Origin of the sequence: Cobetia sp. UIB-001 (genome assembly GCF_044789135.1) — a bacterium.
GTDB classification, from domain to species: domain Bacteria; phylum Pseudomonadota; class Gammaproteobacteria; order Pseudomonadales; family Halomonadaceae; genus Cobetia; species Cobetia amphilecti.
On the sequence record NZ_CP058244.1, the window covers coordinates 958,373 to 971,695 of the forward strand.

The window sequence follows — 13,323 nt, forward strand, 5'->3', positions numbered from 1 at the left end:
TAAATGTGGCTGGAAATGGGGGTGTGCAGCCGTGATAGCGGCGGCTGCGGGCGACAGCCCCGACGGCTGTCCCGACCATGGCGATGGCCGGTGAATCCTGGTATCAGGCAGTGATGAGGCCTGATGGCGGTGCGTGAACACCGCTCTGGACGTGCCCTTACTGCGCGAGATCGTCCAGGGCGGCGTCAAGCGCCATGTCATAGCTTCGAGCGCCAAAGCCCATGATCACGCCACGTGCCACATCGGAAAGATACGAATGGTGGCGGAACGGCTCGCGGGCATGGGTGTTGGAAAGGTGCAGCTCGATGAACGGGAGTGCGACGCCGAGTAGCGCATCGCGCAGCGCAACGCTGGTATGGGTAAAGGCCGCCGGATTGATCAGGATGATGGCGGTGCCATCTTCACGGGCAAGGTGGATACGCTCGATCAGCACATGCTCGGCATTGGACTGCAGCCAGTCCAGCTGATGGCCGGCCGCGCTGGCGCGCTGGACCAGACGCTGGTGGATATCCTCCAGCGTGGTGGTGCCATACACCTCGGGTTCACGGGTCCCCAGCAGATTGAGATTGGGGCCGTTGAGTACCAGGATGCGCGCCATGAAAGTCCCTTGTGTCAGCCGTGCTCGAGCACCAGGCTCATTGAGCTGTTAACCCATGAAGAAAATGCAAAGATACCGTCACTATCCACGACGTTTACCTATTGAGCGTAGGCTGTTGCCGTAGTGACGCGGATTCTGCCGAAATTCTCGAACGCTGTCCAGTTTGGCACTGAACCGAAGATTTTGCCGCATTCTTCGTCCTCGCATGCGTCTCGGCAGCAGCTGCGCCGCGCCGGGCCTGTGACAGGCACACCTTTCAGTTGGCGCGCTGCGAGGTGCCGCGCAGCTGATCCAGCACCGCCGTCAGGTGCTGACCGAGCTGACTGGCGTTGACCTCCCCCTGGATGCGCGCCGCCGTGAGCTCGCGTTCATCGGCAAAGAACAGCAGGCTAGGAGGGCCGAACAGGCCGAATTGCTTGAGCAGTGCCTGGGTCGCGGCCCCGGTACTGGTGACGTCGGCGCGAATCAGGTGGAACTGGCGCAACTGGCTGGCGACTTTGGGGAAGACCTCGCGCTCCATCACCTTGCACGAGATGCACCAGTCGGCGTAGTAGTCGACGAAGACCGGCTGGCCGCGGCTGGCGGCCAGTGCCAGCTCATGTTCGAGCTCGCTCATGTCGCTGACGGTGGTGAAGTCCAGTGACGTCTCGGTAGCCTGCCCGGATGATGTGCCGCCAGTGAAGGGGGCCAGCGGGCGCAGCGGGTCGCTTGCGCCGCCTGCCACGCCCAGCAGGCTGATCATGCCCCAGCCCAGCGCGACCAGTCCCAGTGCCTGACGGGCACGCGCCCAGCCTCGGGTCTGTGCGCTGAGCGCCCCCAGCGCCACGCCGGTGCCGATGGCCAGAATGGCCCAGCCCAGCACTGCCAGCGAGGCCGGCAGCAAGCGCTCCACCAGCCACAGCGCCACCCCCAGCAGCAGGATGCCGAAGGCCTGCTTGATGCCCTCCATCCAGCCGCCGGCCCTGGGCAGCAGGCTGGCGCCGAAGGTGCCGACCAGAATCAACGGCACGCCCATGCCGAGTCCCAGCGCGAAGAGTGCCAGCCCGCCGGTCATGGCATCGCCACTGGCGGAAAGATAGACCAGCGCACCGGCCAGAGGTGCCGAGACGCAGGGCGATACCACGAGTACCGATAACGCGCCTGCCAGCGCCAGGCCACCGGGGCCGGCGTTCATCAGGCGCCCTTGCAGCGCGTCGAGGCGTGAGTGCATGCCGCTGGGCAGGCGCAGATTGAAGGCACCGAACATGGCCAGCGCGAACAGCACGAACAAGGCAGCGAAGGGAATCAACACGGCAGGCGCCTGCAGATGCGCCTGCAGGTTGAGCCCCGCGCCGAACAGGCCCATCAAGGTGCCGGCCGCGGCGTAGGTCAGGGCCATGCCCAGGGCGTAGCTCGTGGAGAGCAGCAAGGCGCGCGGGCGGCTGGGGCGCTGGCCGACGATGATCGAGCTAAGGATCGGAATCATCGGCAGCACGCAGGGCGTGAAGGTCAGCCCGAGACCGGCGAGGAAGAACAGCCCCAGAGCCGTCAGCAGGCTGGCATCCGCGAACAGTGCGCTGAAGCCGGCATCGGTGCCGCTGATCGGGGCTGTTGTGGTGCGACTTTCCGTCGACGCCGTCTTATCGCTCGGCTGGCTGGCGGACGGCATCAGCTGCGCGAAGGGGGCAGGGGCACTCTGCTCACCGGCCTGCAGCGTGACGGTCTCCGGCGGATAGCAGAGCCCGGCATCGGCGCAGCCCTGGAAGGTGATGGAGAGCGGGACCGGGCCGCTGGCCGGTGTGTCGTCACGCAGTGCCTTGCCAGAGGAGGCGCTCATAAGTGGGATGCGAATGACCAGCGCATCGTGGAAGACATGCACCTCGCCCATGTAGGGGTCGTTCTTCAGCTCTCCCGGCGGCAGGTCGGCGTCGCCCAGCACGACCTGGTCGCTGGTGGTCGAGAAGCTGAACTGATGACGATAGAGGTAATAGCCTTCGGCACTGGTGAAGCCGACATACAGGGTGTCGCCCTCGCGCCAGCTGCGCGGCGTGAAGGCTTCACTGACCGGCAGGAAATCGCCCTGATTGCCGCCGCCGAACAGGCTGGACGCCGCACTGCTGGAGCCGCTGCTGGCGTTTGAACTTGAGCCTGAACTTGAGCCTGAGTCTGAGCTGAACAGGCCGGCATTGGCGGGCAGCGCCGTCATTGCCTGCGCGACCACCAGCGCGACCGCCAGCAGGGTTGCCAGCAACTCAGGGCCCAGCAGGCGTGATAACGCGGAGGGGCGTGCGCGGCCCGTTGGCAGCGCCATGCTGACTTTCAAGAACGAACGAAGCACGAAAGCATCCTTATACAGTGCCGAAAGAACATCCTGCAGGCCTCAAGGCACTGCAGTGTCGCGCCGCCATCATCCTGCTCGGGGGCGAGCGTTGGATCGTGAGCCAGCCCATCATCGCCGCGCACGACTTGCACGCGGATGAATGTGCCACCATGTAGCAGACATCCCGCTCGTGTGAGGGCGTGTGAGAACGTATCGGGCTCGAGTGGTGAAGCCGCCTGCGCGGGTGGCAGTCTGGCCCTCGGCTCGTACCGCGACTCAGCCCGCGACTCGGTCCTCGCCCCGCCTGCGGCTCGGTCCACGACCAGGCCCGTGGCCCAGCCCGCAATCCGGAGCGCATCGCACCTTGTCACAGAACCGGCACTTCACCGAGTGCGACTGGCACGTGCAGGGGCGCATGATAGGATAGGACGTACGTCATGAGTACCGGCGCTGGATGCATCGGCGCGGCTCACATCCGTTCAGGCAGGTCTGACTCGTCTCTCACACGGCTTTTTCTACAAGGCTTCATACAAGGAAGAACGCATGGCCCTATTCGGTAAAGGCAGCAAGCGCGGCGCCAATCGCGATGTGCTGGAAACGCCTCAGTATGGCTGGATCTGGAAACCACTGATCGGGCTGTTCGTCATTTACCTGCTGGTCTGCGTTGGCCTTGGTATCTACTGGAGCAGTGAACCGGACGAGTTCAACATCGATCAGGCCACGCGCACCGAACTGGCTCGCGTGCATGGTCTGGCCGCACCGGTGGCCAAGGTCGAGGGCGAAGAGCCGGCACCGGCTTTCGAGACCCTGCCGACAGGCACCGCGACCGTCGCCACCCTGATGAAGCTCAACGACACCCTGCTGCACAAGCCGGGCGGTTATCTCAAGAATGATGTGGCGCCGCCGGGGCTGATGCTCGACAACATGCCCAACTGGGAATATGGCGTGTTGGTACAGGTGCGTGACATGACGCGTGAGCTGCGCAAGGAATTCAGCCGCTCGCAGTCTCAGTCCAGCGATGACAAGGCACTGGGCAAGGCCGAATCCCTGCTGTTCATCGATGCCAATGCCTGGATGCTGCCGGAAGCCGAGCATGAATATGCCGACGCCAACCGTGAGCTGGGCGACTACCTCAAGCGTCTGAGCGATGACACCCAGAACAACGGCCAGTTCTACGCGCGTGCCGACAACCTGGTGGCCTGGCTGTCGGATGTCGAGAATCGCCTCGGTTCCCTGTCCCAGCGTCTGTCGGCCAGTGTCGGCAAGTCGCAGCTCAACCTGAGCCTGGCCGGCGACAAGAGCGCCACCTCGGCCAAGAGCACCCAGACGGAAGAAGAGATCAAGACGCCGTGGCTCGAGATCGACGATGTCTTCTATCAGGCACGCGGCACCTCCTGGGCGCTGATCCATCTGCTCAAGGCTGTGCGTCATGACTTCCAGGGCGTGCTGGAAGACAAGAACGCGCTGACCTCCATCGACCAGATCATCCGTGAGCTGGAAGCGACCCAGACCGATATCGGCAGCCCGATCATCCTCAATGGCTCCGGCTTCGGCTTCTTCGCCAACCATTCGCTGGTGATGGCCAACTACGTCGCGCGTGCCAACTCCGCGATCAGTGACCTGCGCAGCCTGCTCGAGAAGGGCTGATCCCGTGACGCCCGATGCCGCCTGAGGGTTCTCCTCACCGGTGTCGGGCGTGAGCCGGAAACGAAAAAGCCCCCGTCAATGACGGGGGCTTTTTTGCATCGTGATGCCTGAATCGCGCATCACTTCAGAAGGACTCAGTCCTTCTGGTAGGCAGCGGCTGCCTTCTCGATCGCGGCACGGGCGGCATCAGCACCGTCCCAGGAGTCGATCTTGACCCACTTGCCTTTCTCGAGATCCTTGTAGTTCTCGAAGAAGTGCGCGATCTGCTGACGCAGCAGTTCCGGCAGATCAGTGACTTCCTGGACGTCGTCGTACAGGGAGGTCAGCTTCTGGTGCGGGACGCAGACCAGCTTGGCGTCTTCACCGGCTTCGTCGCTCATGTTGAGCACGCCGACCGGACGCGCACGGATGACGCTGCCCGGTGCGACCGGATACGGGGTCACGACCAGCGCGTCGAGGGCATCGCCATCGTCGGCCAGGGTGTTCGGGATGTAGCCGTAGTTGGCCGGGTAGAACATCGGGGTGGCCATGAAACGATCCACCATGAGCGCATCGATGTCCTTGTCGATCTCGTACTTGATCGGCGCGTGATTGGCCGGAATCTCGATCGCTACGTAGACGTCGTTCGGCAATTCCTTGCCAGCGGGGATCTTGTCGAAACTCATTGTCGAGTCCTTGGGTTTGCGGGTTGAAGGCCTGCGGGTCAAAATTCCGCTGAATTATACGAACTGGCAGACCGTTTTGCCATTATGCCACGCTCGATCGCCTTGCGTTGCACCAACGAGTGGTGGCACTGCAGGCTGACTCGGGTAACACTTGGGGCCGTCCAGCGCGGCGCAACGGCGATTGTGCGTTCAGCATCGGCTGGCGCTGCGTCACCACCGCATGCATGAAACGTAACGGCAGGATCGAGACGCAAGGAGACCGCCTTGGCGGATGCAGAGCTTTCACTCAGTTACGGTCAGGCCTTCGTGGCTCCCGACCGCAAGCGTCATCGCAGCTCGATGTCGCTGGAGATACCGCTGGAGCGCGGCCCGCTGGCGGCCAAGGGCGGCTGTGCGCTGATCGCCGACACCACCAGCAAGAACGCGATTGCCAAGCAGGCCGGCGACCTTGCCGTGCGTGGCTTTCTGGCCGATTACTTCGCCACGCCCGACAACTGGAGCGTCAAGTATTCCGCGACCCGCGTGCTGCGGGCGCTGAACAGCTGGTGTTACAGCCAGAGCCGCTTCGTGCGGGGCGGCAGTTACGTGACCTCGATTTCCGCCGTCGTCTTCCGGGGCCAGTCGGCGCATCTGTTCCATGCCGGCGACACGGTGGTCTTCCGGCTGCGTGGCGGCGAGTTCGAGCAGATCTCGCGTGACCATGTCACCGATCTCGGCGGCTATCGATATCCGTCGCGGGCGCTGGGCATGGATGTCAGCCTCGACATCGACTACATCGAGCTGCCGCTCAAGCAGGGCGATATCTTCCTGTTCACCACCCAGGCGGTGCGCGGCACCTTGCTGCCTTCCGATTTCGTGTCACTGATTCGCGATGACGTCTCGGATCTCGATGCCGCCAGTGAGCGGCTGGCGCATGCCGCGGCGGACCGCGCCGATGAGCGCGGCTACACGGCCGACCAGTTCTGCTTCCAGCTGGTGCGCATCGATCGCCTGGCGACTGCCTCTGACGATACGCCGGGGCGCGTCTATGGCGACCTGCCGGTACCGCGTGAACTGGAGCCGGGCGACCGCATCGATGGCCTGGAAGTGATGGAAGTCATGTCACGCAGCGCGCGGGTACGCGTCTACAAGGTGCGTGACCTCAAGAGCCGGCGCGTGATGGTGATGAAGGCGCCCAGCCCGGAGCTGTCGCTCAAGAACGCCTATCTCGAGCACTTCCTGCTCCAGCAGTGGGTGGTGGACCGCGTCAGCTCGCCCTTCGTGGTCAAGGTGGTGGAGCCGTCACGCCCGCGTGATCACCTCTACTATCTGCTCGAGCATCTGGAGGCGCAGACACTGACCGAATGGGCGCGCATGCACCCGCAGGCCAATCTCGAGCAGCGTCTCGATATCGCGCGCCAGCTTGGCAAGGCGGTGCATGCTCTGAATCGTCGTGAGGTGCTGCACCAGCTGATCCACCCCGACAACGTGATGATCGATCGTCATGGCAAGGTGGTGCTGGTCGATTTCGGCGCCTGCCATCTGCGTGAGGGGGATGGCCACGAGAGCGCCGGTCCGCTGGCGCGTCAGGTCGGCCTCACCGAACACAGCGCGCCGGAATATGCGCTTGGTGCCGATGTCAGTCGTCGCAGCGATCAATACGGCCTGGCCTCGGTGATCTACTGGCTGCTGACCGGCATGCAGCCCTATGCCCAGTCGATGGAGCAGCTGCGCACCCACACCGATCTCGAGCTGCTGGAGTATCAGCCAGCCCGGATGCGCAATCCCCAGGTGCCACAGATACTGGACGACGCCCTCAGGCGCGCCCTGGACCCGCAACGCACCCTGCGCTATCGCCGCCTGTCTGAGCTGCTTTACGCGCTGCGCCTGCCGCAGCAGGACCCCGGCAAGGCGCTGACGCCCTCGGAGGCGATACGTGAACCGGCCAATTTCTGGCAGGGCGTCGCCGGTATCCTGCTGTTGCTGCTGGTGCTCTCCTGGCTGCTGAAGTGAGCGCAGAGCCTGATGGGGCTCAAGGCCATGGTGGAGGGAAGAGATGTATGGGACAGACCGCGATCGTGATCGGGGCGACCGGCGTGGTGGGGCGCGAGGTGGTGGCTGAGCTCATCACCTGCGAGGCCATCGCCCGAGTCATCACGCTGACGCGCCGGCCGGCGCCTGGCGACTCTGACAAGGTCGAGAACCATGTGGTCGACTTCGCGCGCCTGGAAGACTGGGGCCACTGTTTCCAGGCGGACCTGCTGTTCTCGTGCCTGGGCACCACGCTCAAGCAGGCGGGGTCGCTCGAGGCCCAGCGGCGTGTCGATATCGATCATCAACTGAGCGCCGCCCGGCTGGCGGCCGCCCAGGGAGTGACGCACTACCTGCTGGTTTCCTCCAGCGGCGCCAATCACGCGAGCCGCAATGGCTATCTCAGGATGAAGGGCGAGCTGGAAGTGGCCATCAAGGCGCTACCCTTTGCGCGTATCAGTATCTTCCAGCCGTCATTGCTGGTGGGGGAGCGCAGCGAGTTCCGCCTGGGCGAGACGCTGGGTCGCTATCTGTTGCCGGTGCTCACCCGCTTGCCGGGCCTGCAGCGCTATCGCCCGATCCGTGGCGCTCAGGTGGCGGCGCGTATGGTCGAGGTCAGCCAGCGTCAGCAGCAGGCGCATGCGGTGTACCGGCTGGAGGAGGTATTCCCCTCTCTGCATGACAACTGACAGCCATCAAAAAGCCCCGCACAGTCGCCTGTGCGGGGCTTTTTTACACTCGCTTCACTGTCTACTACCAGCTCTGTCAACGACCGGGACAGTCAGCTACCGGGTCAGTCAGCAACTGGCCGTATCAGCGACGGATCGCTCAGGCGCGTCAACGCCAGGTGATCAGATCGTGAACGGTGTCAGCTTCTTCTCGACCTTGGCCAGCGTGAGCCTGGCGACCGCCGGCAGACCATTGACGAACGGCGGGAAGTCCTCGCCCTGGATCAGCGGCGACAGATATTCGCGGCAGGCGTCGGTGATGTAGAAGCCATCTTCGGTGATGAACTCCAGCGGCATGAACTTCTCGTGGTTGGCGATCTGCTCCAGCGGCGCCTCGATGATGTCCCAGGCGTAGTCAGCGCCATCGCCGAGGCGACGGATCGCCGGCATCACGGCATTCTTGCCGGCCAGCGCCATCTCGACGGCGGCACGGCCAGTGGCGTAGGCCTGCTCGACGTCGGTCCTGGAGGCGATGTGACGCGCTGCGCGCTGCAGGTAATCGGCCACCGCCCAGTGGTACTTGTAGCCCAGGTCCTGCTTGACCATACCGGCCAGTGTCGGCGCGACGCCGCCCAGCTGACGGTGGCCGAAGGCATCGGTGTTGCCGGCATCGGCCAGGAAGGTGCCATCTTCGTAACGCGCACCTTCGGAGACCACTACCACGCAGTAGCCGTGTTCCTTGACGCAGGCATCGACGCGCGCCATGAATTCCTTGCGGTGGAAGGCGACTTCCGGGAAGACGACGATGTGCGGCGGCTGGGTGGCATCCTCACCGGCCAGGGCACCGGCAGCGGCGATCCAGCCCGCGTGGCGACCCATGACTTCCAGGATGAACACCTTGGTGGAGGTGGCGCACATGGAGGCGATGTCGAGACCGGCTTCACGGGTGGAGGTGGCGATGTACTTGGCCACGCTGCCGAAGCCCGGCGAGTTGTCGGTGATCGGCAGGTCGTTGTCCACGGTCTTCGGTACGTGGATGGCCTGGATCGGGTAGCCCATGGTCTCGGCCAGCTGGGAGACCTTCAGGCAGGTATCGGCGCTGTCGCCGCCACCGTTGTAGAAGAAGTAACGGATGTCGTGGGCCTTGAACACCTCGATCAGACGCTCGTACTGGGTACGGTGGTCCTCGATGCTCTTGAGCTTGTAGCGGCAGGAGCCGAAGGCACCGCCCGGCGTGTGGCGCAGCGCGGCGATGTTCTCGTCGCTTTCCTGGCTGACATCGATCAGGTCTTCGGTCAGGGCACCGATGATGCCGTTGTGACCGGCATACAGCTTGCCGATCTGGTCGCCGTTTTCACGAGCGGCTTCGATGACGCCACAGGCACTGGCGTTGATGACGGCGGTAACGCCACCGGACTGGGCGTAGAAGGCATTGTGCTGGGGCATGGGCTTCTCGTCTCTGCTTCCTTGTCATGGTCTTGAACGGGCTGGCGCTTACCCGCCGCATCATATCCGAAAGACATGACCCCTGCACGACGCCCGAATGCCACTGGGGGTGTCGTCCATCCCTGACAGGCCGCGCGCTACTCGCCGCCTGACGGGCATGCTAGGCTGCTCGGGCTTCCGGATTGGAGAAACAGATGCACCTTCACGTCATCGGTATTTGCGGTACCTTCATGGGCTCTCTGGCGCTTCTGGCGCGCGCACGCGGTCATCGCGTCACGGGGAGCGATGCCAACGTCTATCCGCCCATGAGCACACAGCTGGCCGAGGCCGGTATCACCCTGATGGAAGGCTATGCGGCCGACAATCTCGTCCCCGCGCCTGATCTTGCGGTGGTCGGCAATGCCGTCTCGCGCGGCAACCCCGAAGTCGAGGCACTGCTCGAGCGTGGGCTGGCCTATACCTCCGGCCCGCAATGGCTGTGTGACGAGGTGCTGACCGGCCGTCCGGTGATCGCCATCGCCGGCACCCACGGCAAGACCACCACCGCGACCATGACCGCCTGGATTCTCGAATGCGCGGGCCTCGCGCCGGGCTATCTGATCGGTGGCGTGCCGCCGCAGCTGGGCGATTCCGCGCGTATCGGCGACCCCCGGGCGCCCTTCGTGGTCGAGGCCGATGAATACGACACGGCCTTCTTCGACAAGCGTTCCAAGTTCGTGCATTACCGTCCGCGCATCGCCGTGCTCAACAATCTCGAGTTCGATCACGCCGACATCTTCCCGGATCTCGCCGCCATCGAGCGTCAGTTCCACCACCTGGTGCGCACCGTGCCGGCAGGCGGCAAGCTGGTGGTCGCGGCGGACGCCGTCGCCGGTGCCGAGGCGCTGGAGCGCGTGCTGGATCAAGGCTGCTGGACGCCGGTGACGCGCTTCGGCGATGAGAGCGGCATCGAGAATGCCGGTGGCGACTGGCGCTATCGTCTGATCAGTGCCGACGGCAGTCACTTCGCACTGGCACCGCCGGCCGGTGACTCAGGCGAGGTGGATCGCTTCGTCGAGTGCCAGTGGGCGATGCGCGGGCGCCACAACGTGGCCAATGCCTGCGCCGCCGTGGCCGCGGCCGTCGAATGCGGCGTGAGTCTCGAGGTGGCACTGGAGGCGCTCGCGCGTTTCGCGCCGCCCAGACGTCGCCAGGAGCTGCGCGGTGAGGTGGCAGGCGTCAAGGTCATCGATGACTTCGCGCACCACCCGACCGCCATCGCCACCACGCTCGAGGGTCTGGCGCCGGGCGTGGCGGCCGAAGGGCAGGGCGGTCGCCTGTGGGCGGTGATCGAACCGCGCTCCAATACCATGAAGCTCGGCACCATGAAGGCGCGTCTGCCGGCTTCAGTGACCGCGGCCGACCGCGTCAGCTGGTTTGCGGGCCCCAGCCTTGGCTGGTCATTGGAGGAGACGGTCAGCGAGTGCCGCGCGCTCGGCGTGGAAGCGGAGGTCGAGCAGGACCTCGACGCCCTGATCGCGAAGATCGCCAATCAATCCCGCGCCGGCGACTGGGTGGTGGTGATGTCCAATGGCGGCTTCGGCGGTATCCACGAGCGCCTTCTGGCGGCGCTGGCAGCACGTGAAGGTGAAGCATGAAGACGCAAGCGACAGCCCCAGAGGGCGAGTTCAAGTCGGCGGTCACCGTCGCGCTGACCGGGGCCTCCGGTGCCCAGTACGGCCTGCGCCTGATCGAGTGTCTGGTCGCGGCCGGTCATGAAGTGATGGTGATGGTCTCCAAGGCGGCGCACATGGTGATCGCCACCGAGACCGACGAGGAGCTGCCGGCGCGCCCGGCGCGTCTCACCGAGGTGCTCACGCAGCGCTACGCCGCCAGGCCCGGCCAGATTCGCTGCTTCGGACGCGAGGACTGGATGGCCCCGGTGGCTTCCGGCTCCGGCGCGCCGAGCGCCATGGTGGTGTGTCCGTGTTCCACCGGCTCGCTGTCCGCGATCGCGACAGGGGCCAGCAACAACCTGATCGAGCGCGCCGCCGACGTGGCCCTCAAGGAGCGCCGCACGCTGATTCTGGTGCCGCGCGAGACGCCGTTCTCGGCCATCCATCTCGAACACATGCTGAGTCTGACGCGCATGGGCGCCGTCATCCTGCCCGCCGCGCCCGGTTTCTATCATCGCCCGCAGACCCTCGATGACATGATCGATTTCATCGTCGCGCGCATTCTCAACCAGCTGGGAATCTCGCATACGCTGATGCCGCGCTGGGGCGAGGGACATGTCAGCGGCGATTGAAGGGCGGTCAGTCGAACCGCTCGGGTGAGAGCTTGTCAGAGGCATCCCTCTGGCACTGCATCAGACTGTGCAAGGAGAGCAGGGAATGCTGAATTGGTCATTGTTGTCGGTGTTCGTGCCGACGTTCTTTCTGGTCTCGCTGACGCCGGGCATGTGCATGACGCTGGCGATGACCCTGGGCATGACCCAGGGCGTCAAGCGCACCCTGTGGATGATGGTGGGCGAACTGCTGGGCGTCGGGCTGGTGGCGGTGTCGGCGGTGATCGGCGTCGCGACCATCATGCTGCGCTATCCGATGGTGTTCTCGGCCTTCAAGCTGGCGGGGGGCGCCTATCTGGCCTGGCTGGGGATCCAGATGTGGCGCTCACGCGGCCGTCTGGCCCTGGGGGTAGCAGGGGAGGATGCGGCGGCACCGCGCGCCTCGCGGCGCGCACTGGCCGCACAGGGCTTCGTGACGGCGATCGCCAACCCCAAGGGCTGGGCGTTCTTCATTGCCCTGTTGCCGCCGTTTCTGGATGCCAGCCTGCCGCTGGCGCCGCAGTTGATCGCGCTGGTCGGCATCATCCTGACGCTTGAATTTACCTGCCTGCTGCTCTACGCCGGCGGTGGCAGCAGCCTGGCGCGCTGGCTGGGGCGTGGCTCGCGTGTGCGCCTGATGAACCGCGTGGCCGGTACGCTGATGATCGGTGTGGGAATCTGGCTCGCGACCGGTTGATCTCGGCATGACTGGGCCAGGCATTGCAGCTTGTGAACACATCAAGGCCCGCCATTGGCGGGCCTTGATGTGTTCAGGGGCGCGGCTTTGGTTCAGCTGCGGCGCAGGGTCTCAAGTGCTGCCGCCGCCACGATGAAGCTGCCGCCGACCAGCGTCAGCCAGGTGGGCACCTCGCCGAGAATCAACCACGCCAGCAGCACGCCGTAGACGGGTTGCAGGCAGCCGATCATGCCGACGGTCTTGGCCTTGAGGCCGCCGAGGGCGAAGGTCATCAGCGCATGCGGTGCTGCCGTGAAGACGATGGCCAGCACCAGCATGGCGATCCCCGTCGAGGGGCTGGCATCCATGATCTCGCCGGAGACGAACGGCAGCGTCAGCGCCACGACGCCCAGCGCCTGCAGGCTCATCGACAGCACCGGGTTGAGGTGGCTGAGACGGTAGCGCACCAGCAGATTGCGCGCCGCGAACAACAGGCCCGAGAACACACCCCACAACACTCCCGCCAGGCTGTCGCCCTGCGCGCTGCTGTCGCCGCCGGGGACGAGCAGCCAGACGCCGATGCAGACCAGCCCAGCTGCCGCCAGGTCCTTCGCTTTCAGGCGCGTGCCTTCCACCCAGGGCTCCAGCAGCACGATGAAGATGGGATAGGTGAACAGCGCCAGCATGCCGGTGGCCACGGAAGACACCTGCATCGAGTGAAAGTAGCTCACCCAGTGCGCGGCCATCAGCGCGGCGGCGGTGCCCAGCAAGGCCCAGTCGCGCCCGCTCAGACGCAGCGAGACATGCCATTTCAGGCGCGCCAGCCACAGCAGGAACAGCCCCGCCAGCAGGCTGCGCCAGGTGGTGATATCGAGCGCCGAGAGAGGCACGCCTTTCGAGAACAGCGCCGTACCGCCGAGCAGCGCGATGCCGAGATGAATCGACATCAGCGCCTGGGGCTGGTTGGAGGGAGGGGCAGCAGGGCCGGGCATGAGGTTCCTCGTCATCA

The 13,323-nt window shown here is 65.0% G+C and carries 11 protein-coding genes; 6 read left to right on the forward strand and 5 right to left on the reverse strand.

Features of this window, described 5'->3' with window-relative positions:
- Positions 1–157 precede the first annotated feature (157 nt).
- Together aroQ and dsbD are read right to left on the reverse strand one after the other, a co-directional pair.
- Entirely contained in the window at positions 158–598 is a 441-nt protein-coding gene (gene aroQ / locus HA399_RS04075; protein WP_043331983.1) for a type II 3-dehydroquinate dehydratase, read from the reverse strand.
- A 256-nt stretch (positions 599–854) separates the two neighbouring features.
- The gene (gene dsbD, locus HA399_RS04080) at positions 855–2,888 is read right to left on the reverse strand and encodes a protein-disulfide reductase DsbD (RefSeq protein ID WP_404326148.1); all 2,034 of its coding nucleotides are present in this window, start codon (positions 2,886–2,888) and stop codon (positions 855–857) included.
- A gap of 552 nt (positions 2,889–3,440) precedes the next feature.
- On the opposite strand from dsbD, the gene HA399_RS04085 reads away from it, so the two are divergent.
- A complete protein-coding gene (locus HA399_RS04085; protein WP_043331981.1) occupies positions 3,441–4,544 on the forward strand; it encodes a DUF2333 family protein in 1,104 nt (367 codons plus the stop codon).
- Positions 4,545–4,678: 134 nt separating this feature from the next.
- Here the strand turns inward: HA399_RS04085 and ppa are convergent, their stop codons facing one another.
- Complete coding sequence (gene ppa, locus HA399_RS04090; RefSeq protein WP_043331979.1) at positions 4,679–5,209, reverse strand: inorganic diphosphatase; 531 nt, start codon at positions 5,207–5,209, stop codon at positions 4,679–4,681.
- Positions 5,210–5,473: 264 nt separating this feature from the next.
- Here ppa and HA399_RS04095 point away from each other — a divergent pair, with 264 nt between their 5' ends.
- Positions 5,474–7,201, forward strand: a complete 1,728-nt coding sequence (locus HA399_RS04095; protein ID WP_043331977.1) for a bifunctional protein-serine/threonine kinase/phosphatase — start codon at positions 5,474–5,476, stop codon at positions 7,199–7,201.
- Between the two features lie 47 nt (positions 7,202–7,248).
- Positions 7,249–7,908 carry an NAD-dependent epimerase/dehydratase family protein gene (locus HA399_RS04100; protein ID WP_404326150.1) on the forward strand — a complete coding sequence of 220 codons (660 nt, stop codon included), beginning with the start codon at positions 7,249–7,251 and terminating at the stop codon, positions 7,906–7,908.
- A gap of 162 nt (positions 7,909–8,070) precedes the next feature.
- Here the strand turns inward: HA399_RS04100 and HA399_RS04105 are convergent, their stop codons facing one another.
- On the reverse strand, positions 8,071–9,333 hold the full coding sequence (locus tag HA399_RS04105) for a 6-phosphofructokinase (RefSeq protein WP_043331973.1): 1,263 nt from the start codon (positions 9,331–9,333) through the stop codon (positions 8,071–8,073).
- Between the two features lie 194 nt (positions 9,334–9,527).
- Here HA399_RS04105 and mpl point away from each other — a divergent pair, with 194 nt between their 5' ends.
- The 3 genes from mpl (at position 9,528) to HA399_RS04120 (ending at position 12,335) form a co-directional block, all read left to right on the forward strand.
- Positions 9,528–10,970 (forward strand): UDP-N-acetylmuramate:L-alanyl-gamma-D-glutamyl-meso-diaminopimelate ligase, encoded by a 1,443-nt coding sequence (gene mpl / locus HA399_RS04110; RefSeq protein ID WP_404326152.1) that lies wholly within the window; start codon positions 9,528–9,530, stop codon positions 10,968–10,970.
- A complete protein-coding gene (locus tag HA399_RS04115) occupies positions 10,967–11,620 on the forward strand; it encodes a flavin prenyltransferase UbiX (RefSeq protein WP_215823969.1) in 654 nt (217 codons plus the stop codon). The genes mpl and HA399_RS04115 overlap by 4 nt, the downstream gene beginning before the upstream one ends.
- A gap of 85 nt (positions 11,621–11,705) precedes the next feature.
- Positions 11,706–12,335 carry a LysE family translocator gene (locus HA399_RS04120; protein WP_192838401.1) on the forward strand — a complete coding sequence of 210 codons (630 nt, stop codon included), beginning with the start codon at positions 11,706–11,708 and terminating at the stop codon, positions 12,333–12,335.
- A 92-nt stretch (positions 12,336–12,427) separates the two neighbouring features.
- On the opposite strand, the gene HA399_RS04125 is transcribed toward HA399_RS04120, so the two are convergent.
- The gene (locus tag HA399_RS04125; RefSeq protein WP_404326153.1) at positions 12,428–13,306 is read right to left on the reverse strand and encodes a DMT family transporter; all 879 of its coding nucleotides are present in this window, start codon (positions 13,304–13,306) and stop codon (positions 12,428–12,430) included.
- Positions 13,307–13,323: the final 17 nt, after the last annotated feature.